Source organism: Saccharopolyspora cebuensis (genome assembly GCF_039542665.1).
Classification (GTDB): domain Bacteria; phylum Actinomycetota; class Actinomycetes; order Mycobacteriales; family Pseudonocardiaceae; genus Saccharopolyspora; species Saccharopolyspora cebuensis.
Genome location: NZ_BAABII010000018.1, coordinates 157827 through 183921 on the forward strand (window position 1 = coordinate 157827; position 26095 = coordinate 183921).

Annotated in this window: 23 protein-coding genes; 8 read left to right on the forward strand and 15 right to left on the reverse strand. The window is 73.3% G+C overall.

Features of this window, described 5'->3' with window-relative positions; genetic code table 11:
• Positions 1-23: 23 nt before the first annotated feature.
• Both ABD976_RS25020 and ABD976_RS25025 read left to right on the forward strand, forming a co-directional pair.
• Complete coding sequence (locus ABD976_RS25020; protein ID WP_369774892.1) at positions 24-866, forward strand: ABC transporter ATP-binding protein; 843 nt, start codon at positions 24-26, stop codon at positions 864-866.
• Positions 863-2038, forward strand: coding sequence for an ABC transporter permease (locus ABD976_RS25025; RefSeq protein ID WP_345367363.1), 1176 nt, complete (start codon positions 863-865; stop codon positions 2036-2038). The genes ABD976_RS25020 and ABD976_RS25025 overlap by 4 nt, the downstream gene beginning before the upstream one ends.
• A 207-nt stretch (positions 2039-2245) precedes the next feature.
• Here the strand turns inward: ABD976_RS25025 and ABD976_RS25030 are convergent, their stop codons facing one another.
• The 3 genes from ABD976_RS25030 to ABD976_RS25040 all read right to left on the reverse strand — a co-directional run bounded on the left by ABD976_RS25030 (position 2246) and on the right by ABD976_RS25040 (position 5472).
• Positions 2246-3550: a citrate synthase gene (locus ABD976_RS25030; protein WP_345367365.1), complete on the reverse strand. Its 1305-nt coding sequence runs from the start codon at positions 3548-3550 to the stop codon at positions 2246-2248.
• Positions 3551-3934: 384 nt separating this feature from the next.
• Positions 3935-4858, reverse strand: coding sequence for a carbohydrate kinase family protein (locus tag ABD976_RS25035; RefSeq protein ID WP_345367367.1), 924 nt, complete (start codon positions 4856-4858; stop codon positions 3935-3937).
• Positions 4855-5472: a TetR/AcrR family transcriptional regulator gene (locus ABD976_RS25040; RefSeq protein WP_345367369.1), complete on the reverse strand. Its 618-nt coding sequence runs from the start codon at positions 5470-5472 to the stop codon at positions 4855-4857. The genes ABD976_RS25035 and ABD976_RS25040 overlap by 4 nt, the downstream gene beginning before the upstream one ends.
• A 115-nt stretch (positions 5473-5587) precedes the next feature.
• On the opposite strand from ABD976_RS25040, the gene ABD976_RS25045 reads away from it, so the two are divergent.
• Entirely contained in the window at positions 5588-6733 is a 1146-nt protein-coding gene (locus ABD976_RS25045; protein ID WP_345367371.1) for an acyl-CoA dehydrogenase family protein, read from the forward strand.
• Between the two features lie 104 nt (positions 6734-6837).
• On the opposite strand, the gene ABD976_RS25050 is transcribed toward ABD976_RS25045, so the two are convergent.
• Positions 6838-6990 carry a hypothetical protein gene (locus tag ABD976_RS25050; RefSeq protein WP_345367373.1) on the reverse strand — a complete coding sequence of 51 codons (153 nt, stop codon included), beginning with the start codon at positions 6988-6990 and terminating at the stop codon, positions 6838-6840.
• A 174-nt stretch (positions 6991-7164) separates the two neighbouring features.
• Between ABD976_RS25050 and ABD976_RS25055 the strand changes: the two genes are divergently transcribed.
• Positions 7165-8097: a LysR family transcriptional regulator gene (locus tag ABD976_RS25055; RefSeq protein WP_345367375.1), complete on the forward strand. Its 933-nt coding sequence runs from the start codon at positions 7165-7167 to the stop codon at positions 8095-8097.
• A 318-nt stretch (positions 8098-8415) separates the two neighbouring features.
• On the opposite strand, the gene ABD976_RS25060 is transcribed toward ABD976_RS25055, so the two are convergent.
• A complete protein-coding gene (locus ABD976_RS25060) occupies positions 8416-8985 on the reverse strand; it encodes a TetR/AcrR family transcriptional regulator (protein ID WP_345367377.1) in 570 nt (189 codons plus the stop codon).
• Positions 8986-9091: 106 nt separating this feature from the next.
• On the opposite strand from ABD976_RS25060, the gene ABD976_RS25065 reads away from it, so the two are divergent.
• Complete coding sequence (locus ABD976_RS25065; RefSeq protein WP_345367379.1) at positions 9092-11518, forward strand: beta-glucosidase family protein; 2427 nt, start codon at positions 9092-9094, stop codon at positions 11516-11518.
• A gap of 7 nt (positions 11519-11525) precedes the next feature.
• On the opposite strand, the gene ABD976_RS25070 is transcribed toward ABD976_RS25065, so the two are convergent.
• The 10 genes from ABD976_RS25070 to ABD976_RS25115 all read right to left on the reverse strand — a co-directional run bounded on the left by ABD976_RS25070 (position 11526) and on the right by ABD976_RS25115 (position 21490).
• A complete protein-coding gene (locus ABD976_RS25070) occupies positions 11526-12440 on the reverse strand; it encodes an aldose 1-epimerase family protein (protein WP_345367381.1) in 915 nt (304 codons plus the stop codon).
• A 45-nt stretch (positions 12441-12485) separates the two neighbouring features.
• On the reverse strand, positions 12486-13886 hold the full coding sequence (locus tag ABD976_RS25075; RefSeq protein ID WP_345367383.1) for an APC family permease: 1401 nt from the start codon (positions 13884-13886) through the stop codon (positions 12486-12488).
• Between the two features lie 157 nt (positions 13887-14043).
• Positions 14044-15348 (reverse strand): MFS transporter, encoded by a 1305-nt coding sequence (locus ABD976_RS25080; RefSeq protein ID WP_345367385.1) that lies wholly within the window; start codon positions 15346-15348, stop codon positions 14044-14046.
• A gap of 174 nt (positions 15349-15522) precedes the next feature.
• On the reverse strand, positions 15523-16176 hold the full coding sequence (gene pdxH / locus ABD976_RS25085; protein WP_345367387.1) for a pyridoxamine 5'-phosphate oxidase: 654 nt from the start codon (positions 16174-16176) through the stop codon (positions 15523-15525).
• 210 nt (positions 16177-16386) lie between these two features.
• Positions 16387-17154, reverse strand: coding sequence for an urease accessory protein UreD (locus ABD976_RS25090; RefSeq protein WP_345367389.1), 768 nt, complete (start codon positions 17152-17154; stop codon positions 16387-16389).
• Positions 17151-17846 (reverse strand): urease accessory protein UreG, encoded by a 696-nt coding sequence (ureG, locus tag ABD976_RS25095; protein WP_345367391.1) that lies wholly within the window; start codon positions 17844-17846, stop codon positions 17151-17153. The genes ABD976_RS25090 and ureG overlap by 4 nt, the downstream gene beginning before the upstream one ends.
• Positions 17836-18537, reverse strand: coding sequence for an urease accessory protein UreF (locus ABD976_RS25100; RefSeq protein ID WP_345367393.1), 702 nt, complete (start codon positions 18535-18537; stop codon positions 17836-17838). The genes ureG and ABD976_RS25100 overlap by 11 nt, the downstream gene beginning before the upstream one ends.
• Positions 18538-19019: 482 nt before the next feature.
• Positions 19020-20744, reverse strand: coding sequence for an urease subunit alpha (locus ABD976_RS25105; protein ID WP_345367395.1), 1725 nt, complete (start codon positions 20742-20744; stop codon positions 19020-19022).
• Positions 20741-21109, reverse strand: a complete 369-nt coding sequence (locus tag ABD976_RS25110; RefSeq protein ID WP_345367397.1) for an urease subunit beta — start codon at positions 21107-21109, stop codon at positions 20741-20743. Before ABD976_RS25110 ends, ABD976_RS25105 begins: the two co-directional genes overlap by 4 nt.
• A 78-nt stretch (positions 21110-21187) precedes the next feature.
• Positions 21188-21490 carry an urease subunit gamma gene (locus ABD976_RS25115; protein WP_345367399.1) on the reverse strand — a complete coding sequence of 101 codons (303 nt, stop codon included), beginning with the start codon at positions 21488-21490 and terminating at the stop codon, positions 21188-21190.
• A gap of 243 nt (positions 21491-21733) precedes the next feature.
• Here ABD976_RS25115 and ABD976_RS25120 point away from each other — a divergent pair, with 243 nt between their 5' ends.
• From ABD976_RS25120 to sepH, 3 genes are all read left to right on the forward strand, one after another.
• Complete coding sequence (locus ABD976_RS25120; protein ID WP_345367401.1) at positions 21734-22846, forward strand: citrate synthase 2; 1113 nt, start codon at positions 21734-21736, stop codon at positions 22844-22846.
• A 566-nt stretch (positions 22847-23412) separates the two neighbouring features.
• Positions 23413-24552 (forward strand): phosphoserine transaminase, encoded by a 1140-nt coding sequence (gene serC, locus ABD976_RS25125; RefSeq protein WP_345367403.1) that lies wholly within the window; start codon positions 23413-23415, stop codon positions 24550-24552.
• A gap of 467 nt (positions 24553-25019) precedes the next feature.
• Positions 25020-25940, forward strand: a complete 921-nt coding sequence (gene sepH, locus ABD976_RS25130) for a septation protein SepH (RefSeq protein ID WP_345367405.1) — start codon at positions 25020-25022, stop codon at positions 25938-25940.
• Positions 25941-26095 lie beyond the last annotated feature (155 nt).

Genomic DNA, 26095 nt, shown 5'->3' on the forward strand with positions numbered 1-26095 from the left:
GGGACGTCGTCGCGCTGCGCGAGATGTCGTTCACCGTGGACGCGGGCGAGATGTTCGGTTTCGTCGGCAGCAACGGCGCGGGCAAGACCACCACGATGCGCATCGCCCTGGGGGTGCTGGCGGCCGACTCCGGCGAGGTCCGCTTCGGCGGCGCTCCGCTGGACCTGCGACTGCGCCGCCGGATCGGCTACATGCCCGAGGAGCGCGGGCTCTACCCGAAGATGAAGGTCGACGAGCAGCTCGCCTACCTGGGCGAGCTGCACGGCATGAGTCACCGGGACGCCCGCGCCGCCGCCCAGCGCTGGACCGAACGGCTCGGCATCGCCCAGCGCCGCCGCGACGCCGTCGAGAAGCTCAGCCTCGGCAACCAGCAGCGCGTGCAGCTCGCCGCCGCGCTGGTGCACGACCCGGACGTGCTGGTGCTCGACGAGCCGTTCTCCGGGCTGGACCCGGTGGCGGTGGACGTGATGAGCGGCGTGCTGCGGGAGAAGTGCGACGCGGGCGTGCCGGTGGTCTTCTCCAGCCACCAGCTCGACCTGGTGCAGCGGCTCTGCGACCGGGTCGGCATCGTCCGCGCGGGTGAGCTCGTGGCCAGCGGCACCGTCGCCGAACTGCGCGACAGCGGTCCGGTGACGCTGATCGTCGACGCCCCCGACGCCGCACCCGGCTGGGCCGATGCGCTGCCCGGCGTCACCGCGCTGGCCACCGACGGCACCCGCACCACGCTGCGGCTGGAGCCCGGCACCGACGACCAGTCGGTGCTGCACGCCGCCCTGGCCACCGGACCGGTGCGGGAGTTCACCCGGCACCGGCCCGCCCTCACCGAACTCTTCCGCAACGTCGTCACCGAGGAGCCCGCCGCATGAACCCGATCTGGTTGGTGGCCAAGCGCGAGATCAGCACCCGGGTGCGGACCCGGGCGTTCGTGCTCGGCATCGTGGCCACCCTCGCCATCATCGGCGGTTACGTCGGGCTGATGACGTTCATCGGCTCGCAGGCCGGTTCCACGACCGTCGGCCTCACCCCGTCGGCGAGCGCCGTCGAGCAGCCGCTGGAGCGCAGCAGCGCGGCCCTCGGCGGTTCCCTCGAGATCGGCATCGTCGACGAGCGGAGCGGGGAGCGCCTGGTCCGCGAGGGCGACCTCGACGCGCTGGTCACCGGCACGCCGGACGCGCTGCGGCTGGTCGTCGAGGAGGAACCGGACGGCGCGGTGCGCGCCGCGCTGGACGCCTACGCCCAGCAGCGGGCGCTGGACGCCGAACTGCTCCGCGCCGGTGCCGATCCCGCCCAGGTGCAGGCCGCCGTCGCGGCCTCGGCGGTGACCGTGACCAGCCTGGAGGAGGCCGATCCGCACCGCGGCGAACGGCTCGCGCTGGCGATGGCCGCCGGGGTGCTGCTCTACATGTTCCTGATCATGGCCGTCACGATGGTCTCCCAGGGCGTCGTCGAGGAGAAGTCCAGCCGCGTCGTCGAGCTGCTGCTGTCGACGATCCGGCCCGTCCAGCTCCTCACCGGCAAGGTGCTGGGCATCGGCCTCACCAACCTGCTCCAGCTCGTCATCATCGGCGGCGCGGGCGGGGCCGTCGCGGCGTTCTCCGGCGTGCTCACCCTGCCCAGCTCGGCCGTCGCCGGGACCCTGGTGTGGGCGCTGGTCTGGTTCCTGCTGGGCTACGCGCTGTTCTCCGCCCTGGTCGGCGCGGCGGCCTCGCTGGTGTCCCGGCAGGAGGACCTGCAGAGCGTGACCGGCCCGGTGATGATCCTGCTGGTCGCGCCCTTCGTGGTCGGCGTCGCGATCCTGCCCGGCGATCCGGACAGCACCATCGGGACGTGGTTGTCGCTGGTCCCGGGCTTCTCGTCGATGCTGATGCCGATGCGCATCGCGCTCGGCGTGGCGACGACCTGGCAGGTCCTGCTGGCGCTGGTGCTGTCCGTCGTCGGTACGGCCGGGGTGCTGGCCATCGGCGGCCGGATCTACGCCAACGCCATCCTGCGCACCGGCGCCCGGGTCAACCTCCGGGACGCCCTCCGCACCAGCTGACCACCCGTTCGAGGCATGAGTGAGGGGCACCCTTGCCCAAGTAACTTGGGCAAGGGTGCCCCTCACTCAGTTCCGTCCTCACCCGGACGGGTGGGGTGTGGAGCCGGACGAGGGCGGTGCCGGTCGGCACCGCCCTGCTGTACGCGGCTATCAGGTGTTCGCGGCTGTCAGGTGTACGCGGCTGTCAGGCTTGCGCGGTTCGCGGCCTCAGCGCTCGGTGATCGGGGCGTAGGCCCGCTCGCCCGAGCCGGTGTAGACCTGGCGCGGACGGGAGATCTTCCGGGCCGGGTCCTCCAGCATTTCGCGCCAGTGCGCGATCCAGCCGGGCAGCCGGCCGAGCGCGAACAGCACCGTGAAGAACTTGGTCGGGAAGCCCATCGCCTTGTAGATGAGGCCGGTGTAGAAGTCGACGTTCGGGTAGAGCTTGCGGTCGACGAAGTAGTCGTCGGCCAGCGCCTTCTCCTCCAGCCGCAGCGCGATGTCGAGCAGCGGGTCGTTGGAGCCGAGCCGGGTGAGGACCTCGTCGGCGGTCTTCTTGATGATGGCGGCGCGCGGGTCGTAGTTCTTGTAGACCCGGTGGCCGAAGCCCATCAGGCGGACGCCGGGCTCCTTGTTCTTGACCCGGTTGACGAACGAGTCGACGTCGCCGCCGTTGGCCTTGATGCCCTCCAGCATCTCCAGCACCGCGCTGTTGGCCCCGCCGTGCAGGGGACCGAACAGGGCGTTGATGCCCGCCGAGATGCTGGCGAACAGGTTCGCCTCGGACGAGCCGACCATCCGCACCGTCGAGGTCGAGCAGTTCTGCTCGTGGTCGGCGTGCAGGATGAACAGCTGGTCGAGGGCGCGGGCCATCACCGGGTCGACCTCGTAGGGCTCGGCGGGGAACCCGAAGGTCATCCGGAGGAAGTTCTCCACCAGGCCCAGGGAGTTGTCCGGGTAGAGGAACGGCTGCCCGACGGACTTCTTGTAGGCGTAGGCGGCGATGGTGGGCAGCTTGGCCAGCAGCCGGGCGGTGGACAGCTCCACCTGGTCCTTGTCGAACGGGTTCAGGCTGTCCTGGTAGAAGGTGGACAGCGCGGAGACCGCGGAGGACAGCACCGGCATCGGGTGCGCGTCGCGCGGGAAGCCGTCGAAGAACTGCTTGAGGTCCTCGTGCAGCAGGGTGTGCCGCTTGATGCGCTCGGCGAACTCGGCGTACTGCTGCTGGGTGGGCAGCTCGCCGTAGATCAGCAGGTAGCTGACCTCGATGAAGTTGGACTTCTCGGCGAGCTGTTCGATCGGGTAGCCGCGGTAGCGGAGGATGCCGGCGTCACCGTCGATGTAGGTGATGTCGGACTCGCAGGCCGCCGTATTGACGAAGCCCGGGTCCAACGTCACCAAACCGGTCTGGGAAAGCAGCTTGCCCAGGTCCACACCAGGGGCGCCCTCGGTGGGCTCCTTCACCTGCATTTCGTGCTCGCCGGCGTCATAGCGCAGCGCGACGGTACGTTTGGCGGTCACGTCGTCGGGCATTCGGGAACCTCTCGCGCTCATCGGGATAGCGCTGCCGGGCGACGAGCTGGGCGCACCGACCGCGGGCCGGGCCATGATGGTCGCTCGTGCGCTGGCCGGGGTGTCCGACCCGCCGCAGCACCACCCCGTTGGGGTCCTGTCAGTAGTCACGCTAGACCGCTGGGGGTGCCTCGCGCAGCAACCGCGTTTCGCCTTTTTGGCAGGTGGGACCACGATCACATCACAACGGGGCGCTCCGGCGGGGCCGCAATCCACTCTCCGGAGCCACCGAGCACCGTCAACGTGACCAGCGCTCGGCCGCCACCGGATGCAGCGGCGCGGCTCAGATCACAGGGTGTCGTCAAGCACCTGTCCAGGTGGTCTTTCCCGGAGTGCGGGGCACCTTCACCCGCCGGGGGCGAGTTCGGCGGACCAGGGCGGCTCGGCCCCGGGGCGCGACACGGTGATGGCGGCGGCCGCCGCGGCGTGCCGCAGGGCGCGGTGCCAGTCGAGCCCGGTGAGCGCGTCGGCGTCCAGCGCGCCTTCCCGGTGCAGCCAGGCCAGCAGCGAGCCCTGCACGGTGTCGCCCGCGCCGATGGTGTCGGCCACGGCGGTGGCGGGCGCGGGCACGCGCACCGGCTCCTCCCCCGCCAGCACGAGCAGCCCGTCGCCGCCCCGGGTGAGCACCACCGCGCGCGGTCCGGCGTCCCGCCACCGGCGCACCGCGTCCACCACGGGCTCGTCCGGGCTGAGCCAGCGCGCGTCCTCCTCGGAGAGCTTGAGCAGGTCGACGGCGGGCAACCAGGACTCGAACCGGGCCCGGTAGGCGTCGGGGTCGGCGATCATGCCCGCCCGGACGTTGGGGTCCAGGGCGGTGAACCGGCCCTGCTCGGCGGCGCGGAACAGCGCCTGCTCGTAGACGGTCGCGCCGGGCTCCAGGACCAGCCCGAGGGTGCCCAGGCACAGCGCGGTGCAGTGCGCGGGCAGTTCGGCGGGCCGGACCAGCGGGGCGGCGGTGTCCCGGGTGTGGAAGCTGTAGCGGGCGCCGCCGTCGGCGGCCAGGCCCACCACCGCGAGGGTGGTCGGCTCCGGTCCGCGCTGCACCAGCTCGGTGTCCACAGCGGACTCGGTGAGCCGGTCCAGCAGCGCCTCGCCCAGCGGGTCGGTGGAGATCCGGCCGTGGAACCCGACCGGAATCCCCTGCCGCCCCAAGGTGATCGCCACGTTGTACGGGCCACCGCCGAGCCGCGGGTGCAGCGGCGCGAGCGGACCGTCCGCTGTGGACGCGGGCACGAGGTCGACGAGCGCTTCGCCGCCGATGACGATCACTGCTGCTCCTCCTCCGGTTGGCCGGCGGTGAGCCCGCCGATCAGGAACCGCGACAGCGCTTCGAACGCCGCCGCGTCGGACAGCCCGGTGCGGGCGCCGATCTCGCCGCGCTGGATGCCGGCGATGGTGCGGCCGACCATCTCGGCGACCAGCGCCGCGTGGACCTCGCGGAAGGCGCCTTGGCGGACGCCGGCGCCGATGAAGCCGCGGATGCGGTCGGCCGCGGCGTGCGCGTTGGCCTCGTAGGTGGCGCGGGTGGCCGGGTTGGCCGCCATGTCGTCGATGAACTGGCGGGAGGCCGGGCGCAGCGCGGCCGCGGCGGCTTCCAGGTAGATCCGGATCCGGGCGGCCGGCGCGTCGACCTCGGCGATGGCACCCTCGATCTCCTCGGTGGCGCAGCGGAAGTAGTGCGCCACCACCCGCACGGCGAGCTGCTCCTTGCTGGCCGCCAGGGTGTAGAGCGTCGACTTGGAGCAGTGCAGCCGGGCGGCGAGCTCGCCCAGCGTGAAGTGCGCGAACCCCTCGGCGAGGAAGAGGTCGCGGAGCCGGTCGAGCAGCTCGGCCCGCCGGGCGCGCACCGCTCGGGGCGCGCTCGGGTGGTCGGGGTTGGTCACCGCCCGAGCTTGCCACAACGGGGGACACCCCTTCGGTGGGTTCCCGGCCGACCACCCGACCGGTACTCTGAGCCGTCCCGCAGTACCGATGAGAGTACCGAGGAGCCGCCGCACCATGCCCGCAGACCGCATGCCGCCGACCCCGGAAGCCGCCGACCTGCTGGCCCTGACGAGGGACATCGCCCGCGGCGAACTGGCCGACCGGGCGGCCGAGGACGAGGCGGCGGAGAAGTTCCCGCGCGACGTGTTCGCCCTGCTCGGCGAGACCGGCTTCCTCGGGCTGCCCTACCCGGAGCGCTTCGGCGGCGGCGACCAGCCGTTCGAGGTCTACCTGCAGGTGCTGGAGGAGCTCAGCAGCGCCTGGATGACCGTCGGCGTCGGGCTGTCGGTGCACACGATGGCCTGCTACCCGCTGGCCGCCTTCGGCACCGAGGAGCAGCGCGAGCGGTGGCTGCCGGAGCTCATCAGCGGTCGGCTGCTCGGCGGCTACGCGCTGTCCGAGGCGCACGCGGGCTCGGACGCGGCGGCGCTGAGCACCCGGGCCACCCGGGAGGAGGACGCCTACCTGGTCAACGGGACCAAGACGTGGATCACCCACGGTGGCGTGGCCGACTTCTACACGCTGATGGCGCGCACCTCCGACGACGGTGCCCGCGGCATCAGCTGCCTGCTCGTCGACGGCACCACCTCGGGCCTGGCGGCGGCGCCGCCGGAGCGCAAGATGGGCCTGACCGGTTCGCCGACCACCGAGCTGCGCTTCGTCGACGCGCGGGTGCCCACCGACCGGCTGATCGGCGCCGAGGGCGACGGGCTGAAGATCGCGCTGTCCGCGCTGGACTCCGGTCGCCTCGGCATCGCCGCCTGCGCCGTCGGCCTCGCCCAGGCGGCGCTGGACCTCGCCGTCGAGTACGCCAAGCAGCGCACCCAGTTCGGCAAGCCGATCATCGAGTTCCAGGGGCTGGAGTTCCTGCTCGCCGACATGGCCACCGCCGTGCACACCGCGCGCACCGCCTACCTCGACGGGGCGCGCCGCCGCGACGCCGGACGCTCCTTCGGCTTCCAGGCCTCGGTGGCCAAGCTCGCGGCGACCGACGCCGCGATGAAGGTCACCACCGACGCCGTCCAGGTGCTCGGCGGGGCCGGCTACACCCGCGACTTCCCCGCCGAGCGGTTCATGCGCGAGGCCAAGGTGCTGCAGATCTTCGAGGGCACCAACCAGATCCAGCGGATGCTCATCGGCAGGCACCTGGCCAAGTCCTGACCTCCCGCTGCGCCGGCACCACCCCCAGTCGATGCCGGCGCAGCGGGAAGCGCCGGTCGGCCCAGCGCTCCCGGGCGAACGCCGGAGCCCGTCCGCGAAGCCGCTCAGGCGGGCGGCGGCTCCAACCCTTCGCCCTCGCCCGGCCGACACGCCGGCGATTCCCGCACCTGCGAACCGGGGCGGGCCGACGCGAACCCGGCGCCGGACATCGCGAGCGCCGCGGCCCCCACCACGACGGCTCGGCTGACGCCTCGCATCGGTTCCTCCTCCTGCCCGATCGGGTCCGGCGATCCGCGCCCGCACGACCGGGAGGTCCGCGCGCCCCGTCGGCGTCGTCCACCGCGGGCGCGCGGACGAGTCTTCCACCGGTGAGCGCGGCACCGGAAGCGCTGGTTGATTCCCCGTCGAGCGCGATTGATAATTTCCACGTCATGAATGCCGCCGGAGGGATCCGCGTCGGGGACACCACCGAGCCGAGCATCCAGCAGCTCAGGATGTTCCTGCTGCTGGCCGAGGAACTGCACTTCGGCCGCGCCGCGCGCCGCGGCTACATCTCGCAGCCCGCGCTCTCCCGGCACATCAGGACGCTGGAGCGCAACCTCGGCGTCCAGCTCGTCGACCGCACCACCCGCGCGGTCACCCTCACCCCGGCCGGCCAGGACCTGCGCGAACCGGCCCGGGCCGTGGTGGAGGCCACCGCGGAACTGCGCGCCCGCGCCCAGCACGCCGCCGCGGCGGGAGTGGGCGACCTCGTGGTCGGCTCCCTCGACGCCCTCACCTCGATCGAGCCCGCCTCGTCGATCCTCGACGCGCTGCGCCACCGCCTGCCGGGCGTGAACGTGCAGATCCAGCGGGCCGGTTTCGACATCGCCACCGTGCTGCTCGAAGGTCTGGTCGACGCCGCCTTCCTGATCCTGCCCGTGCCCGAGGGGGTCCAGTACGTCGCGGTGGACAGCGGCCCGCGCTGCGCGGTGCTGAGCGTGACCGACCCGCTCGCCGACCGGGAGGTCATCACCCTGGCCGACCTCGCCGACCACACCCACATCGGCTGGTCGCCGCGCGTTCCCGAGGTGTACCGGAACTACTGGGCCTGCGACCCCCGCCCCGACGGCAGCCCCGTCCGCTACAGCTCGCACCAGGCCGTCGACTACGAGAGCTCGCTGCTGGCCATCGTGCGCGGCGAGGGCATCCAGCTCCCGCCGGCGATCGCCGAGCAGCTCTACCCGCGACCCGGCGCCGTCTACGTCGAGGTGGCCGACGTCCCGCCGTGGAGCATGGCCCTGGCCTGGCTCCCGTCGAAGCGCGACCACCCGCACGTCGCCGCGCTGCGCCAGGCGACCCACCAGGTCCTCGGCCACCGCTGAACCGCCACCACCGGGTGAACTTGAACGAGGTGAGGGGCACCCTTGCCCAAGTAACTCGGACAAGGGTGCCCCTCACTCCTGTCACGTCCGGGTGGGGTCCTTTCGGGATGCGGCGGAGCCGCATGCGGTGGGGCACGCAGCTTGCACCGCGGCCCGTGCTCGGACGTGACCGCTCAGCGGTCTTCTCGCGAGGACAGCGCCGACGCCGTGTACGTCGTTGGTACATCAGGAGGCGATCGGCGCAGCGAGAAGACCGCTGAGGTTCCGCCACCCGCACCGCCACGCAAACCGTGCCCCCTCACTAACCCGAACGTGAGGTCAGGTGCGGACGAGGTCGGCCAGGAGCTCCAGGTGCGCGGCCACGTCGATGTCCGGGTCCAGCAGCCACTGGTTCTGCAGGCCGTCGGCGGCCGCGATGAACAGGCTCGCCAGCGCGGCCGGGTCGCGCTCGGCCGGGATGCCGCCCGCCCGCTGCTCCCGCTCGATCTCCGCGGCCAGCACCCGGCGCAGCAGCGGGTAGCGCGCGGCGAAGTACCGGCGCTGCTCGCTGTCGGCGTCGGCCGAGCCCGCCGAGCCCGCCAGCACCGAGTACAGCGCCACCAGGCCGGGGACCGAGGTGTTGGCCCGGAGCGCTGCGACGAAGCCGTCGAGGACGCCGTGCTCGCCGCCGAGGACCTCGATCCCCTCGCGGCGGGCGAGCACGGCGGTGAGCAGCGCCTCCCGCGACCCGAAGTGGTAGAGCAGCCCGGCCTTGGTCATGCCGACGGCATCGGCGATCTCCTGCACCGTCGTCCCGGACAACCCGCGCTCGGCGATGATCCGCAGCGCCGCGTCGAGGGCCTGCTCGCGGGTGGCCGCCGTCTTGGCGTACGGACCCCTGCCTGCCATGCGGGTCATGCTAGCGCCCGACGAATTTCTACCAGAGGTCAGAATTCGGTGTTAGAGTTCCGGCCACCGCGCGGCAGCGGGGCCGCGCCGATCGCCGGAGGACCGCATGGCAGGCACGTTCGCCGACCTCGTCGACCGCCTCGACCTGGAGCGCAAGGTCGAGCTGCTCACCGGGCAGGACTTCTGGAGCACGGTGCCGATCGAGTCGATCGGGCTGCGCGGCGTGGTCCTGTCGGACGGTCCGGTCGGCGTGCGCGGCCCGCGGTGGGACGAGCGCGAGCCCTCGCTGAACCTGCCGTCGGCGACCGCGCTGGCCGCGGCCTGGGACCGGGAGCTGGCCCATGCCTGGGGCGCCGTCGCGGCGGCGGAGGCCCGGCGCAAGGGCGTGGACGTGGTGCTGGGGCCCACCATCAACCTGCACCGCTCACCGCTGGGCGGGCGGCACTTCGAGGCGTTCAGCGAGGACCCGGTGCTCACCGCCGACCTCGCCGCCGCCGTGGTCACCGGGCTCCAGGACAACGGGGTCGCCGCCACCCCGAAGCACTACGTGGCCAACGACTTCGAGACCGACCGGTTCACCGTCGACGTGCGGGTCGACGACCGGGCGCTGCGCGAGCTCTACCTGCTCGCCTTCGAGAAGGCCGTCGTCGAGTCCAGGGCGTGGGCGGTGATGAGCGCCTACAACTCGATCAACGGCACCACCGCCACCGAGCACGACCTGCTCACCGCACCGCTCAACGAGGAGTGGGGCTTCGACGGCGTGGTGGTCAGCGACTGGACCGCCGTGCGCTCGCTGGACAGCGCCCGCGCCGCGCAGGACCTGGTCATGCCGGGGCCGTCCGGCCCGTGGGGGCAGCGGCTGGTGGACGCGGTGCGCGCCGGGGAGGTGCCCGAGGCCGCGGTGGACCGCAAGGTGGAGCGGATCCTGCGGCTGGCCGCGCGGGTCGGCGCCCTCGACGGGCACGAGGCCCCGGCCGCCGAGCCGGTGGGGCCGGAGCGGGCGCGGGAGTTCGTCCGGTCCGCCGCCGTCGCGGGCACCGTGCTGGTGCGCAACACCGGCCTGCTGCCGCTGGGTCCGGTGCGGCGCATCGCCGTCATCGGGCACGGCGCGACCCAGGCCCGCACCCAGGGCGGCGGCAGCGCGACCGTGGTGCCCGACCGGGTCGTCTCCCCGCTGGAGGGCGTCCGGGCGGCGTTCCCGGACGCGCGGGTCGACCACGCGCTCGGCGCGGTGGTGCAGCAGGGCGTCGGCGCGATCCCGGTCGCGGAGCTGACCAACCCGGTCACCGGCGAACCCGGGGTGCACCTGTCGCTGCTCGACGAGGCGGGCGCCGAGATCCGCGCGGAGGAGCGCTTCGCCACCGAGTACGTGTGGCTGGGCGGCGACTCCGCGATCGACCGGACCGCGCGGCTGCGGGCGTCGACGACGTGGACGCCCACCACCTCCGGCGTCGTGCACCTCGGGTTCGCCGCGGTCGGCCGCACCGCGTTGCGGGTCGACGGCGCCGTGCTGCTCGACGAGCGCGCCGAGGTCGCCGCGGACCAGCAGCTCGGGGCCGCGTTCCTCGCCCCGCCCAGCGCCACCGCACCCGTCGAGCTGGTCGCGGGCGAGCCGCTGCGGATCGAGATCGAACACGACCGCGGCCCCGACGCGCTGCCCGGCGTGCTCACCTTCGCCTTCGGCACCGCCCCGGCCGACGACGATCCCGAGGGGCTGATCGCCGAGGCCGCGGAGCTGGCCGCCGAGGCCGACGCGGTGGTGCTGGTGGTCGGCACCCACAGCCGGGTCGAGAGCGAGGGCTTCGACCGGACCGACCTCCGGCTGCCGGGACGGCAGGACGAGCTGGCCCGCGCGGTGCTGGCCGCCAACCCGCGCACCGTCGCGGTGGTCAACTCCGGGGCTCCGGTGGAGCTGCCCTGGCGGGACGAAGCCGCCGCCGTGCTGCTGTCCTGGTTCGGCGGCCAGGAGTTCGGCAACGCGCTGGGCGACGTGCTCAGCGGCGCCGCCGAACCCGGCGGCCGGCTGCCGACCACCTGGCCCGCCGCGGCGGCCGACGTGCCGGTGCTGTCGGTGACGCCGGAGGACGGCGTGGTGCGCTACGACGAGGGCATCCACCTGGGCTACCGGGCGTGGCTGCGCGCCGGGGCGGAACCGGCCTACCCGTTCGGCTTCGGCCTGGGCTACACGACGTGGGAGCTCACCGGCTGCGAGCTGCCCGGGGAGGTGGCAGCCGGGGACGGCCTCACCGCCCGGGTCGCGCTGCGCAACACCGGCGAGCGCACCGGCAAGCAGGTCGTGCAGGTCTACGCCGCGCGGCCCGGTTCGGCCGTGGACCGGCCGGTGCGGTGGCTGGTCGGCTTCGCCGCCGTGACGGCCGCTCCCGGCGAGGAGGTCACCGCCGAGGTCGCGATCCCCGGCCGCGCCTTCGCCCACTGGGACGCCGGCTGGCGCTGGGAACGCGGCGAATACGTCCTGTCGGCGGGCACCTCGGTCCTCGACCTGCCGCTGACCGCGACGGTCCAGGTCCGCTGACCCGCGCTCACCGGGCCCGCAGGCCCCAGCTCCCGGTCCAAGTCTCGCCCGGCTCGACGTGCAGCAGGTCGATGCCGGAGTTGAGCGCGTCCGGCGGGCAGGTCATCGGCTCCACCGCGACCGCGCGCCCGCGCCCCGGGAAGTCGTCGGCGGTGTAGACCTGCACCCAGCCGAACACCGGGTCGGCCCACAGCTCGACCGCGGTGCCGTCGGGGGCGGTGAGGGCGTGCCGGACGCGGTCGTCACCGGGCGCCGGGGCCGCCCCGCCGAAGGCGGTGTCCAGCCACACCCCGGCCAGCGGTCGGCCGGTGCGGAAGTCCAGCTCGTCCCCCGCCAGCGAGCGCGGGGGCCGGGCGGGCAGCAGCGTGTCGGCGTCCAGCGGCAGCACGCTGCTCGCGGCGAGCCGCAGCGTGCAGTCGTCGGTGGCCGCCGTCCCGGCGCGCGGGAACGGGTGCGCGCCGACGCCGAAGGGGGTCGTCCGGTCACCCGCGTTGCGGACCTCGTGGGTCACCCGCAGGTCCTCGCCGGACACCGCGTACTCGACCGCGACCACCAGCGGCACCGGCCAGCCGGGCTGGGACGCGACCGGGGCCCGCAGCCGCACCGACGCCGCGGTGCGCTCCTCGACCTGCCACGGCACGTGGCAGAGCAGGCCGTGCAGGGCGTTGCCGCGCGCCGGCTCGGTCAGCGCGAGCTGCTGCGGCTCGCCGTCGAGCACCCAGCGGCCCCCGGCGACCCGATTCGGCCACGGGGCCAGCACCGCGCCCGCGCTCGCGGGCGGGCGGCGGTCCGCGGCGTAGGGCTCGGCGAACGGGACGCCGTCGACCTCGAACTCGCGCAGCGCCGCGCCGACCTCGGTGATGACGGCCCGCGCGGCGCCCGCGGTGATCTCGAACTGCTGACCAGAAGCCGGTTCGCGCATCCGGTCATTAGAGCACCGCGCCGGGGTCCCCGGCGCGGTGCCACCTCACTTGCCCAGCTTCGCCGCGTCGAAGTCGCGCTTCTCGCGGCCGTTGACCAGGTGGTTGATCCCCCAGAACAGCACGCCGATGGCCAGCAGCGCACCGGCGATCCCGTACTCCTCCACCGGGCGGCCGGACAGCGGGCTGGCGAAGAACGCGCAGGTGATCGCACCCAGCACGGGCACCCAGGTGGGCGCCTGGAAGTGCTCGTGCTCGACCTTCTCCTTGCGCAGCACCAGCACCGCGACGTTGACGATGGCGAACACCACGAGCAGCAGCAGCGAGGTGGTGCTGCCCAGCGCGGAGATCTCCAGCGTGCTGACCAGGATCATCGCGATGATGCTGGTGAACAGCACCGAGACCCACGGGGTCCGGCGGCTGCGGTGGATCTTGCCGAACACCGACGGGATGATCCGCTCCTGCGCCATGCCGTAGACCAGCCGGCTGGCCATCAGCATGTTGATCAGGGCGGTGTTGGTGACCGCGAACAGCGCGATGGCCGAGAACAGCACCGGCGGGAACCACGGCGCGGCGGCCTGCACGACCAGCAGCAGCGGCCCGTCGGAGGCGGCGAGCTCGTCGGTGGGCACCAGCGTCGAGGTGATCACCGCGATGATCAGGTAGATGGCCGCGGTGATGCCCAGGCCCATCAGCAGCGCGCGCGGGAAGTTCTTGGCCGGGTTCCGGGTCTCCTCGGCCATGTTCACCGAGTCCTCGAAGCCGACCATCGCGAAGAACGCCAGCGCCGTCGCGGAGGTCACGGCCAGGAACGGGCCGGTGTCGGTGTTGAACTCCAGCAGCCGGCCCGGGTCCGGCGACAGGGACGGGTTCGAGTTGAAGCCCGCGATCGCGATCACGCCGAACACGATCACGATGGCCAGGCCGAGCAGCTCGATGCAGGTGAGGACCACGTTCATCTTCACCGACTCGCCGACGCCGCGGAGGTTGATGCCCGCGAGCAGCAGCAGGAAGCCGATCGCCACCACCCAGGACGGGAACCCGTCGCCGAGGATCGCCTCCAGGTAGTCACCGCTGAAGGCCTGCGCGGCCGAGGACGCCGAGGTGATGCCCGAGCACATCACCGCGAAGGCGATGAGGAAGGTCAGGAAGTGCACGCCGAACGCCTTGTGCACGTACAGCGGCGCGCCGCCCGCCTTCGGGTACTTGCCGACCAGCTCCAGGTAGCTGAAGGCGGTCAGGAAGGCGACGACGAAGGCGACCAGGAACGGGATCCAGAGCGCCCCACCGACCTTGCCGGCGACCTTGCCCGTCAAGGAGTAGATCGTGGTGCCGAGGATGTCCCCCACCACGAAGAAGAGCAGCAGTTTCGGGCCCATGACCTTTTTGAGGCCTGGCCCTTGCGCACCGCCCGGCGCCCCGTCGTTCACGGTCGTCTCGTTGGCCATAGCTGGAAAGTGTGCACTTCGGCTGATCGCGGTGTCAGCCCACCCCTCGACGAACTGCACCGGCTCGCCCGTGCCCGACCCGTCACACCGCCCAACGTGGACGAGACGTGACGGATCGCCCACCTACCGTGCCCGCCCGCACGTCGCGCGGCGGTTGTCAACCCACCGGGCGGTCCTCGGCGTCCGGATCGGTCAAGGACTCCGCGGCGGTGGGCGCCCGGTAGCGCCAGAACGCCGGCAGGCAGCACGCCGCGGCCACCGCGCACACCACGACGAGCACCCCGCCGCCCGCCACCGCCGTCGAGGTGCCCAGCCCGGCGCCCGCGGACCCGTGCAGCACGTCGGCCAGCCGGGGCCCGCCGGCCACCACCACGGTGAACACCCCCTGGATCCGGCCGCGCATCTCGTCGGTGGCCGCCATCTGGAGGATCGAACTCCGGTAGACCATGCTCACCAGGTCCGCGCCACCGCCCAGCGCCAGGAAGACCACCGCGAGCCACAGCGAGTCCGACAGCCCGAAGCCGATCACCGCCACGCCCCAGGCCACCACGCCCAGCACCACGCCGACGCCGTGCCGGGCGAACCGGTGCAGCCACCCGGAGAACACCCCGAACGCGAACGCCCCGAGCGGGATCGCCGCGTACAGCCAGCCCAGCGCCGCACCGCCGCCGGGCGGATCCCCGAAGGTCCGCTCGGCCATCTCCGGGAACAGCGCGCGCGGCATCCCGAACACCATCGCGATGATGTCCATCAGGAACGACGCCAGCAGCACCGAGTGCAGCGCCAGGTAGCGGAAACCGTCGATCACCGCGCGCAACCCCGCCCGGCGCGGCGCGCTCTCCCCCGGCGGCAGCGGCGGCAACCGGAGCACCGCCCACAGCGCCGCGGTCAGCGCCACGGCGTCCACCAGGTACAGCGTCGGCAGCCCCAGGAACGGCAGCAGCACCCCGGCCAGCAACGGCCCGACGATCGCGCCGAGCTGCATCACCGTGGAGCTCAGCGCCTGCGCCGAGGGCAGCAGCGGCAGCGGGATCAGCCGCGCCACCGTCGCCGCCCGGGCGGGCATGTTGATCGCGAAGAACGTCTGCTGGGCGGCGAACAGCACCAGCACCAGCCACACCGAACGCACCCCGGCCGCCGACACCAGCCACAGCAGCACCGCGCTGAGCGCCAGCCCGCCGTTGCTCACCAGCATCAGCTTCCGGCGGTCCACCGCGTCGGCGATCGCCCCGCCCCACAGGCCGAACACCAGCAGCGGCACCAGCCCGAACAGCCCGGCCAGGCCGACGTAGGCGGACGAGCCGGTGAGGTCGTAGAGCTGCTTGGGCACCGCCACCGCGGAGAACTGCGCGCCGACGGAGGTGACCACGTTGCCCAGCCACAGCCGCCGGTAGGCGGGGTAGCGCAGGGGCCGGGTGTCGAGGAGCAGCTTGGCGAGCGAGGACTTCAGGCTCCAGGACACCCGTGCAGCTTAGGACCGCCCGCCCGCAGCATGAGCGGGCCGGTGCGACCCCGTCCGTTCCGCCCGGTTCCCACCACGCCCCGTTCGGGTGAGCAGACGTGAGTGAGGGGCACCCTTGTCCAAGTTACTTGGGCAAGGGTGCCCCTCACTCATGTCACGTTCGGGTGAGGGCCGTCAGGGGGCGAGGCGTTCGACGGTCCAGAGGTCGTCGGTGCGGCGGAAGCGCAGCCGGTCGTGCATCCGGTCCGGGCGGCCCTGCCAGAACTCCACGACCTCCGGGCGGATCCGCCAGCCGCCCCAGTGCGGCGGCACCGGCACCCTCTCGTTGTCGGCGAACCGGCGCTCGATGCCGTTGAGCGCCGACTGCAGCGCCGGACGCCCGCTGACCACCTTGGACTGCGCCGACGCCCAGGCGCCGAGCTGCGAGCCGCGCGGGCGCACCGCCCAGTACTCGGCGGTCTCGTCGCCGGGCACCTTCTCGACGGTGCCGCGCACGTTGACCTGGCGCTGCATGGCCAGCCACGGGAAGGTCGCCGCCGCCATCCGGGTCGCGGTGAGGTCGTGGCTCTTGGCCGAGGTGTAGTTGGTGAAGAAGACCACCCCGCGCTCGTCGAAGCCCTTGCACAGCACCGTGCGCGAGGACGGCACGCCTTCGGCGTCGGCGGTGGCCAGCACCATCGCGTTCGGCTCGGTGACCTCGGCCTCGACCGCCTCGTCGAACCAGCGCTGGAGCTGCTCGTGCCAGGTCCCGGCGAGCGAGGTCTCGTCGAGCGCACCGGCTTCGTAGGACACCCGCATGGACGGCAACGCGACGTTGGTCTCCGACATCCGCTTTCCTTCCTCGCTGCGCGCACGGATCGGCGGCTCGCCGCCCTGTCGGTACGACGGTAATCCCGAAGGCGGGCAGCGCCGAATCGGCTGCCGCTCCCGATCGATCACGCAATCGATGCAGTGATGGGAACAACACCCGTTCGGCGCTGTGACCTGGCCCGATGGTGTTCGGTGCGGCCCGTCCGGTTCCTCCGGAACGCCCGCTGCTCACCAACGCGCGGGTGCCGCGAACCCCACGTCCGGGTGGTGGGCGACGGCCTCGGCCAACCGGCGCCCGGCGATCACCGCGTCCGGTCCCACGGCCGTCGCCAGGGCGCCCCCGGCGGCCAGCGGCGCCAGCGACCACCAGTCGCCGGACGCGGGCGCGGCGGGGTCGTCGGCGCCCACCAGGACCTCCGTGGCCAGCACCCGCGCGCCCGCGAGGTAACCGGCGCTGGCGTCCAGCAGCGGATCGCCGATGTCGAGCCGCTGGCGCAGCAGCGGCACCCCGTCGCGCACCACGTCGGTCGCGGTGACCAGCCGCCCCGGGCGCTCCCCGGACCGGCCGAGCACCAGCACCTCGCGGCAGCGCAGCCGCGCGTCCGGCGCCAACCGGACCGACATCGCGGCCCGGTGGTCGGCGCGGGAGCTGACCACCGTCGGTTCCGGCAGGTAGTCCACGCTCGCCCCGGCGGCGACGTCGAGGTGCACCGCCGCGCTGCTCACCGCACCGTCGTGCCCGGGCAGCGCGACCGTGGCCGCCGTGCCGCGCAGCAGCAGCCGCGCTCCCGGCCCGACCCGCACCCGCAGGTCGACGACGTCCCCGCCGACCGGCGAGGTCGCCGAGCCGACCAGGTGGACCACGGCGGTGCCGTCCGCCGCGGTCGTCGCCGCCCGGCGGGGCACCAGCGTCAGCGGCGCCTGCGAGGCCAGCTCGCGGACCACGCTGCGCCCCCGCGCGCCGAGTTCGACGCCCAGCACCGCCTCGGCCCTCACCCGAGCTGCTCCCGGACCCAGGCCGCGACGTCCGGCGCCTCGGGCGTGCGGGTCAGCGACTGCGCGATCACCGGGAGATCACCGCGCATCCGGTGCGCGTCGGCGAGCATCACCTCCATGTCGGCGCCGACCCGCTCGGCCAGGTCCACCTTGTTGATCACGAGCAGGTCGGCCGTGGTGACGCCCGGACCGCCCTTGCGCGGCACCTTGTCCCCGCCCGCGACGTCGACCACGAACACCTGGGCGTCGGCCAGCCCGCGGCTGAACACCGCCGTCAGGTTGTCCCCGCCGCTCTCCACGATGACCAGCTCCAGGCCGGGGTGGCGCTCGGCGAGCCGGTCCACCGCGTCCAGGTTGGCGGTGATGTCGTCGCGGATCGCGGTGTGCGGGCAGGCGCCGGTCTGCACCGCCTCGATCCGGTCGGTGTCGAGCACGCCCGCCCGGCGCAGGAAGTCGGCGTCCTCGGTGGTGTAGATGTCGTTGGTCACCACGGCGAGTTCGACCTCGCCACCGAGCGCGCGGCAGAGCGCGGCGGTCAGCGCGGTCTTGCCGCTGCCCACCGGACCGCCGATGCCCAGCCGGAACGGCCGCCCGGACACCGCGGGCGCCGGGTGCGGATCGGGACCGCTCTCGGTGGGGTCGAAGCCGACCGGGTGCTGGTGACCGTGGCCGTGACCGTGTTCAGGACGCAAAGAGACGCACCTCTTCCTGGTGATGGCGATCGTGCGCTTCGGCGAGCAGGTCCAGCGCCGGTGAGCCGGGGGCGGGCAGCGCGGCTGGGTCGTCCCCGGCCACGGCCGCCGCCTCGTCGGCGATCCGGTCCAGCTCGGTGCCCAGCTCGGCGACCGCCGCGTTGGCGGCGAACGGGTCGAGCCCGAGCAGCCGGACGGCGGCCGACGCGGCTCCGCTCAGCGCCAGGTAGCCGGCGCTGAGCGCGGCGTCCCGCGGCGCGGCACCGGCCGCGGCGGCCAGCACGCCGAGCACGATCGGTTGGTGCGGCCGCGGGACCGCGGCCGTCAGTTCGGCGAGTGCCGGTGCGGGCCAGGCGGCCCCTCCGGCGCGCAGCATCCCCCGCCCCTGGGCGCGCGACGCGGCGCGCTGCGCGGGCGAGGGGGTGCGGGCGTCGAACTCGACGTCCAGCACCCGCCAGTGCTCCCGCGCGACGCCGCGCGCGGTCGCGTGGGCGGAGGCGGCGGCGAACACCGCCTGCGGCGCCCCGGCGCCGACCAGCCGTCCGCGCAGGAATCCGCGCAACTGCTCGGCATCGGTGAGCAGCCCGCGCGCGGCGGCCTCCTCGACACCGCCGGAATGCACGTGCCCACCGCCCGGGAACCGGGCGTCGGCCAGGGCCAGCACGGCGAGCCCACCGCGCACCAAGACCACCTCCGCATGATTCTTCTTCCAGGTGAGAGGCACCTTCATCCGGCTATGTCGGATGCAGGTGCCCCTCACTCACCCCTCATCCGAGTGACCCACCCCGCGCGTCCGCGCCACCGGAACCCCGCCGGGCAAGCGGCGAAGCCGCTTCCAGCCCACGCACGAGCCGATCGGCACCACCGCCAGGCAAGCGGCGCAGCCGAACGCACTCGCCACCCGCAACCCCCGCCAGGCAAGCGGCGAAAGCCGCTTCCGCCTCACCCCACGCACGCAGCTGACACCGCCGCGGGTTCTCAGCGGCCTTCTCGCGAGGACGGCGCCGACGCCGTGTACGTGCCTGGTACATCAGGAGGCGATCCCGCAGCGAGAAGGCCGCTGAGGTTCCGCCACCCGCACCGCCACGCAAAGCGACCACCACACCTTCCACCGCGAGAAGGCCGCTGAGGTTCCGCCACCGGCACCGCCCAGCAAAGCGAGCCCAGACGCGACTAAAAAAGGAAGTAGCGCTGGGCCATGGGGACTTTTTCCACCGGGGCCGGCTCCACGAGATCACCGTCGATGTGCACCGCGAAGCTGTCCGGGTCGACCTGGATGTCCGGCGTCGCGTCGTTGTGCGGCAGGTCCGCCTTGGTGATCCGCCGGGTGTCGCCGACCGGGACCATCCGGGTGCTGAGCCCGAGCCGGTCCGGCAGCCCCGCGTCGATGGCCTCGGGCGCGACGAAGAACAGCCCGGAGGCGGCCGCGGCGCGCGGCTGGGCGCCGAACATCGGCCGGGCCAGCGACGGCTGCGGGGTCGGGATCGACGCGTTGGCGTCGCCCATCGCCGCCCACGCCACGAAGCCGCCCTTGAGCACCAGGTGCGGCCGGACGCCGAAGAACTTCGGGTCCCACAGCACGAGGTCGGCGAGCTTGCCCACTTCCACCGAGCCGACGTGCTCGGCGATCCCGTGGGTCAGCGCCGGGTTGATCGTGTACTTGGCGACGTAGCGGCGGGCCCGGAGGTTGTCGGCCGCGCCGTCGCCGGGCAGCGCGCCCCGCCGCCGCTTCATCACGTGCGCGGTCTGCCAGGTGCGCATGACCACCTCGCCGATCCGGCCCATCGCCTGCGCGTCCGAGCTGACCATCGAGATGGCCCCGAGGTCCTGGAGCACGTCCTCGGCGGCGATGGTGGAGGGCCGGATGCGGCTTTCGGCGAACGCCAGGTCCTCGGGCACCGCGGGGTTGAGGTGGTGGCAAACCAGCACCATGTCCAGGTGCTCGTCGACGGTGTTGATGGTGTGCGGGCGGGTCGGGTTGGTCGACGAGGGCAGCACGTGCGGCTGCGAGGCGATCCGGATGATGTCCGGCGCGTGCCCGCCCCCGGCGCCCTCGGCGTGGAAGGCGCTGATCGACCGGCCGTTGATCGCCGCCAGCGTCGACTCGTAGAAGCCCGCCTCGTTGAGCGTGTCGGCGTGCAGCGCGACCTGCACCCCGGACTCCTCGGCGACCCGCAGCGCGCTGTCGAGCGCCGCCGGCGTGGCGCCCCAGTCCTCGTGGATCTTGAACCCGCCGGCTCCGGCGCGGAGCTGTTCGCGCAGCGCCTCGCCGCGCATCGTGCTGCCCCGGCCGAACAGCAGCACGTTGACCGGCATGAAGTCCAGCGCCTGCATCGTCCGCTGCAGGTTCCAGGCGCCGGGGGTGACGGTGGTGGCCTTGCTGCCCTCGGCCGGGCCGGTGCCGCCGCCGATCAGCGTGGTCAGCCCGGTGGCCAGCGCCACGTCGATCTCCTGCGGGCTGATGAAGTGCACGTGCGCGTCCACCCCGCCGGCCGTGAGGACCTTGCCTGCGCCGGAGATGACCTCGGTCGAGGGCCCGATCACCAGGTCCGGGTGCACCCCGGACACCGCGTCCGGGTTGCCCGCCTTGCCGATGCCGACGATGCGGCCGTCCCGGACGCCCACGTCGGCCTTGATCACGCCCCAGTGGTCGAGCACCACGGCACCGGTGATGATCAGGTCCGGGGTGCCCTCGGCGCGGGTCGCGTTGGAGTGGCCCATCGACTCCCGGATGACCTTGCCGCCGCCGAAGACCACCTCGTCGCCGGAGCCCTGCGGGCCCTGGCAGCGGTCCTCGGTGATCTCGACGAGCAGGTCGGTGTCGGCCAGCCTGATCCGGTCCCCGGTGGTCGGGCCGAACAGCTCGACGTACTGGGCCCGGTCGATCGATGCGCTCACCCCTGGTGTCCTTCCCCGCGTTCGCCGTACTCCGGTCCTGCCGTGGCCGGGCCGCGCTCGTCGAGCGCCCCGGCGTGCTCCAGGCGCAGCCCCGGCACCAGCCGGGCCCCGCCGATGGGCACCAGGTCGACCTCCCGCGCCACGTTCGGTTCGAAGCGCACGGCGGTTCCCGCGGGCACGTCGAGGCGGTGCCCCCAGGCGGCCGACCGGTCGAATTCCAGCCCGTCGTTGACGGCGGCGAAGTGGTAGTGCGAGCCGACCTGCACGGCGCGGTCGGCGCGGTTGACGACGGTGAGCCGGGTGCGGGGGCGCCCCGGGTTCAGCGGGACGGGGTCGGCGCCGGTGATGATCTCGCCGGGGCGCATGTCGGCTCCTCCTTCGGTGTTCCTGGTCGTTTGGTCCTCCTTCTTCCCATGGGCGGCAGGTCGGGCCGCTCGGGTCCTTCAGGTGATCGGGTCGTGGACCGTGACGAGCTTGGTCCCGTCCGGGAAGGTCGCTTCGACCTGCACGTCCGGGATCATCTCGGCCACCCCGTCGAGGACCTCGTCGGCGGTGAGCACCTTCCGGCCGCTGCGCATCAGCTCCGCCACCGTCCGGCCGTCCCGCGCTCCCTCGACCACGTGGTCGGTGATCAGCGCGACGGCTTCCGGGTGGTTGAGCTTGAGACCGCGGGCGAGCCGTTCTCCGGCCAACCGCGCCGCGACGTGTACGAGCAATTTTTCGCGCTCGTGAGGGGCTAAGTGCATGGTTCCTTTATTAACACACTCTCATCTGACCAGGTCACAGCGACCCTGGCGATTTACATCACCGAAACCGAACGGTCCCGCAGAATTGCCGGGGTTTCCGCTTCGCGAGAATTCTCCGCTTTCGCCAGTACCGTGATTTCACGTGATTTTTTCCTCGGCTAACTGCTTGTAGCAGGAAAAGCGGCGGTCCATCGTCGTTCCACCCGCCGGAGCCGCCGCGGTCGCCAGGAGAGGAGATGAGGCATGAGCGAGTTCAGCCCGGGTCTGGAAGGCGTGGTGGCCTTCCGCACCGAGATCGCCGAGCCGGACAAGGACGGCGGGGCGTTGCGCTACCGGGGCGTCGACATCGAGGACCTGGTGGGCTCGGTCCCCTTCGGGGACGTGTGGGGGCTGCTCGTGGACGACCGCTTCGGCACCGGACTGCCCGCCGCCGCGACGGCCGAGCTCCCGGTGCGCACCGGCGACGTCCGCGCCGACCTGCAGGCCTCGCTGGCCGCGCTGGCCCCGGCGCTGGGCTTCGAGCCGCTGCTCGACACCACCGACGAGCAGGCCCGCGACCAGCTCGCCCGGACCAGCGCGCTGGCGCTGTCCTTCGCCGCGCAGTCGGCGCGCGGCACCGACCTGCCGCCGGTGCCCGCGGCCCGGGTCGAGGCGTGCTCGACGGTCGCCGAGCGGTTCCTCACCCGCTGGCGCGGCGAACCCGACCCGGCGCACGTGCGCGCGCTGGACGCCTACTGGGTCTCGGCCGCCGAGCACGGGCTCAACGCCTCGACCTTCACCGCCCGGGTCATCGCCTCCACCGGAGCCGACGTGGCGGCGTGCCTGTCCGGCGCGGTCGGGGCGATGTCCGGTCCGCTGCACGGCGGGGCGCCCGCCCGGGTGCTGCCGATGCTGGCTGAGGTCGAGCGCACCGGTGACGCCCGCGCGGTGGTGGAGTCGATCCTCGACCGCGGCGACCGGCTGATGGGCTTCGGGCACCGCGTCTACCGGGCCGAGGACCCCCGGGCGCGGGTGCTCCGCGCGACCTGCGAGGAACTCGGCGCGCCGCGCTTCGAGGTGGCGCGGGAGCTGGAGCGGGCGGCGCTGTCGGTGCTGCGGGAGCGGCGACCGGACCGGCCGATCGAGACCAACGTGGAGTTCTGGGCCGCCGCGGTGCTGGACTTCGCGCGGGTCCCGACCGCCATGATGCCCGCGATGTTCACCTGCGCCCGGCTGGCCGGCTGGTCGGCGCACGTGCTGGAGCAGAAGCGCACCGGGCGCCTGGTGCGCCCGTCCGCCGAGTACGTGGGTCCGGCGCCCCGGCCGCCACGGCAGGTCGAGGGGTGGGAGTCGGTGCCCCGCCTCGCCGCGATCTGAGCCCGCTCCCCACCGCCAGACCGGGAGCCGGGGCGGGCGACCCCGACGCCCGCCCCCACACATCGGGTCGCGTCGCCGTCGGCGCGACCCGGGCCCGTCCGGACGCCGCACCCCCGGCCGAACGGCCGTGCGCGGGACCGGCCGCCCGGCGCCGCGCGTTGCTCCTCGTCGGAGTGACCCGGGCCACCGCGCACGGCTCGGCGACGCCGGTGGTGGCGCGGGGCGCGGCGGGTCGCGGCGGCCCTGCCCACGGCCGCCGATCAGCCCCGCACTACGCTCATCACCTGCACGAACGATCCAGGCGCGCGGTGCGGCCACCGGCCCGCGACGCGCCCTGCCGAGGCGGATCGCCGGACCCGCGCGGCGCGTCCCGTGCCGGTTCCGCCGGTGCTGGCCACGACGGGCGAGTCGCAGTAAGTTGCCGGGCGGCTGACTGCCGCGGCCGCGATCCGCACGGTCAGCGACAGCGACCCGGCAACGGCGCCGGACGTCCGCCCAGGTCCGGCGCGCGAGCGACCCGCCCGCGCACGGCACCGCCACCACCAACAACGCCCGGAGGCGCCGGCATGACGCAGGCCGAGACCAACCCGACGACCCTGAAGCTGCCCGCGGAGCTCACGCCCACCGACGGCCGGTTCGGCTGCGGCCCGTCCAAGGTCCGCACCGACCAGCTCGCCCGGCTCGCCGCCGACGGCGCCGCCGTGATGGGCACCTCCCACCGGCAGAAGCCGGTGAAGTCGCTGGTCGGCCGGGTCCGGGAGGGCCTGTCGGAGCTGTTCTCGCTGCCCGAGGGCTACGAGGTCGTGCTCGGCGTCGGCGGCACCACCGCGTTCTGGGACGCCGCGACGTTCGGCCTGGTCCGGGAGCGGTCGCTGCACCTGACCTACGGCGAGTTCTCGCAGAAGTTCGCCAAGGCCGCCAAGACCGCGCCGTTCCTCGGCGACCCGGTGGTCGTCTCGGCCGAGCCGGGCGACGCCCCGGAGCCGGTGTCGGACCCGTCGGTGGACCTCATCGGCTGGGCGCACAACGAGACCTCCACCGGCGTGATGCTCGCCCCGACCCGGCCCGCGGGCTCGGAGAACGCGCTGATCGCGGTGGACGCGACCTCCGGCGCGGGCGGCCTGGCGTTCGACCCGGCCGAGGTGGACGTCTACTACTTCGCGCCGCAGAAGTGCTTCGCCTCCGACGGCGGGCTGTGGCTGGCGGCGATGAGCCCGGCCGCGATCGAGCGGGTGCAGGAGATCGGCGCCTCGGGGCGCTGGGTGCCGGAGTTCCTGTCGCTGACCACCGCGCTGGACAACTCCCGCAAGGACCAGACCTACAACACCCCGGCGGTGGCCACGCTGTTCCTGCTGGCCGACCAGATCGACTGGATGAACGGCCAGGGCGGGCTGGACTGGTGCGTGCGGCGCACCGGTGAGTCCTCGCGGCGGCTCTACGAGTGGGCCGAGGCCTCCGACTTCGCCACCCCGTTCGTCACCGACCCGGCCAAGCGCTCCCAGGTCGTCGGCACCATCGACTTCGACGACTCGGTGGACGCCGCGGCCGTGGCCGAGGCGCTGCGCGCGAACGGCATCGTGGACACCGAGCCGTACCGGAAGCTGGGCCGCAACCAGCTCCGGATCGGGATGTTCCCCGCCATCGAGCCGGAGGACGTCACCACGCTGACCAAGGCCGTGGACTGGGTGGTCGGCGCGCTGCGCTGAACCGTCCCGCCGCTGGAGGGCGTCGGCCGCATCCCGCGGTCGGCGCCCTTCGTGCTTGGTGCTACCTCGGAAAATCACTCATCGTCACGGCATACTGCTCCAAATGAAGGTTTTTTCGCAGAACACCCGCTAGATGCGACCCCTTCAGGCTAAAAATAGCCACGTTCCGTGTATGCGGTGAAATATGAGTGCTTTTACTCGGATGCCGAGACCGCGTTCATCAGGCAAGATCGGGTCGGGGCAACTGCGGTCGGCGACACGACGGGGTCGGCGCGCCTCCCGCGTCAAGGCGGCGCGCCGGGTTAGTGTCACAGCTTGGTGACATGTGTCGGGAGGGACGCAACCTCGCTCCCGCCCATGCGCCGTACGGGGTGTGGCCGTCACGGGGTGCGGCCGTGAGGGTGCTGCGGATGGTGCGGCGAGCACACCCCGGTGCGGGTGTCCCGCAAGACACAGGAGGCTGGCGTATGCGAGCGCTGCGAGTGGTCGGGCTCGACGAGGACGGTGAATCCGTCATCTGCGAGGACCCGGATAACGGCGAACGCTTCACCGTGCCCGCCGACGAACGGCTGCGGGCAGCGGCGCGAGGCGACCTGACCCGGCTCGGCCAGGTCCAGATCGAGCTCGAATCCCCGGTGCGCCCGCGCGAGATCCAGGCCCGGGTCCGCGCCGGGGCGTCGGTGGCGCAGATCGCCGCCTCCTCCGGACTCCCCGAGCAGCGGGTCGAGCGCTACGCCTACCCCGTGCTGCTGGAGCGCGCGCAGATCGCCGAGATGGCCCAGCGCGCGCACCCGGTCCGCGAGGACGGCCCGGACGTGCAGACCCTCGGCGAGGTCGTCGCGCACACCTTCGGGATGCGCGGCCTTGAGACCACCGAGGCGAACTGGGACGCCTGGCGCGGCGACGACGGCAAGTGGGTCGTGCAGCTCCTGTGGCAGGCGGGCCGGTCGGAGAACGGCGCGCACTGGGTCTTCCACCCCGGCGCGCACGGCGGGACCGTCGCCGCTCTCGACGACCACGCCGCCGACCTGCTCGACCCGTCGCCGAACCGACCGCTGCGCACCGTCCGGCCGGTCACCGAGCTGGCCCGCGAAGCGCTGGAGCTCGACGGCCCGGAGACCGACGACCACTCGGTCCCCCCGCCGCGCCCGGAGGCCACCCCGGTCGCCGAGACCCCACCGCCGGGCCTGGAACCGACCGCGTCCCCGGAGCGGACCGCGCCGGAACGCCCGCTGGCCAGCCCGGTCGGCGAGGTCACCCCGGTCGACGAGGACGCCGAGCCGGACCCCGACGACGACGCCAAGGCCGAACCGCGCCGGGGCCGCAAGAACCACCCCATCGTCCCGTCCTGGGAAGACGTCCTCCTGGGCGTCCGCTCCCACCGCTGACCCTCCCACCGGACCGGCTCACCCCTTCGGAACCTGAGTGAGGGGCACCCTTGCCCAAGTAACTGGGACAAGGGTGCCCCTCACCTCGTCCACACCCCTCCCAAGCACCACCCGTCCGAGGACACTCTGAGTGAGGGGCACCCACGCCGACCCGC

Excerpts from the sequence above, each read along its gene's own strand:
- ABD976_RS25020 (WP_369774892.1), top strand. The coding sequence starts at position 24 with ATGTCGTTCACCGTGGACGCGGGCGAGATGTTCGGTTTCGTCGGCAGC.
- ABD976_RS25025 (WP_345367363.1), top strand. The coding sequence starts at position 863 with ATGAACCCGATCTGGTTGGTGGCCAAGCGCGAGATCAGCACCCGGGTG.
- ABD976_RS25030 (WP_345367365.1), bottom strand. The coding sequence starts at position 3,550 with ATGCCCGACGACGTGACCGCCAAACGTACCGTCGCGCTGCGCTATGAC.
- ABD976_RS25045 (WP_345367371.1), top strand. The coding sequence starts at position 5,588 with ATGCCCGCAGACCGCATGCCGCCGACCCCGGAAGCCGCCGACCTGCTG.
- ABD976_RS25050 (WP_345367373.1), bottom strand. The coding sequence starts at position 6,990 with ATGCGAGGCGTCAGCCGAGCCGTCGTGGTGGGGGCCGCGGCGCTCGCG.
- ABD976_RS25055 (WP_345367375.1), top strand. The coding sequence starts at position 7,165 with ATGAATGCCGCCGGAGGGATCCGCGTCGGGGACACCACCGAGCCGAGC.
- ABD976_RS25060 (WP_345367377.1), bottom strand. The coding sequence starts at position 8,985 with ATGGCAGGCAGGGGTCCGTACGCCAAGACGGCGGCCACCCGCGAGCAG.
- ABD976_RS25065 (WP_345367379.1), top strand. The coding sequence starts at position 9,092 with ATGGCAGGCACGTTCGCCGACCTCGTCGACCGCCTCGACCTGGAGCGC.
- ABD976_RS25070 (WP_345367381.1), bottom strand. The coding sequence starts at position 12,440 with ATGCGCGAACCGGCTTCTGGTCAGCAGTTCGAGATCACCGCGGGCGCC.
- ABD976_RS25075 (WP_345367383.1), bottom strand. The coding sequence starts at position 13,886 with ATGGCCAACGAGACGACCGTGAACGACGGGGCGCCGGGCGGTGCGCAA.
- pdxH (WP_345367387.1), bottom strand. The coding sequence starts at position 16,176 with ATGTCGGAGACCAACGTCGCGTTGCCGTCCATGCGGGTGTCCTACGAA.
- ABD976_RS25110 (WP_345367397.1), bottom strand. The coding sequence starts at position 21,109 with ATGCGCCCCGGCGAGATCATCACCGGCGCCGACCCCGTCCCGCTGAAC.
- ABD976_RS25115 (WP_345367399.1), bottom strand. The coding sequence starts at position 21,490 with ATGCACTTAGCCCCTCACGAGCGCGAAAAATTGCTCGTACACGTCGCG.
- ABD976_RS25120 (WP_345367401.1), top strand. The coding sequence starts at position 21,734 with ATGAGCGAGTTCAGCCCGGGTCTGGAAGGCGTGGTGGCCTTCCGCACC.
- serC (WP_345367403.1), top strand. The coding sequence starts at position 23,413 with ATGACGCAGGCCGAGACCAACCCGACGACCCTGAAGCTGCCCGCGGAG.
- sepH (WP_345367405.1), top strand. The coding sequence starts at position 25,020 with ATGCGAGCGCTGCGAGTGGTCGGGCTCGACGAGGACGGTGAATCCGTC.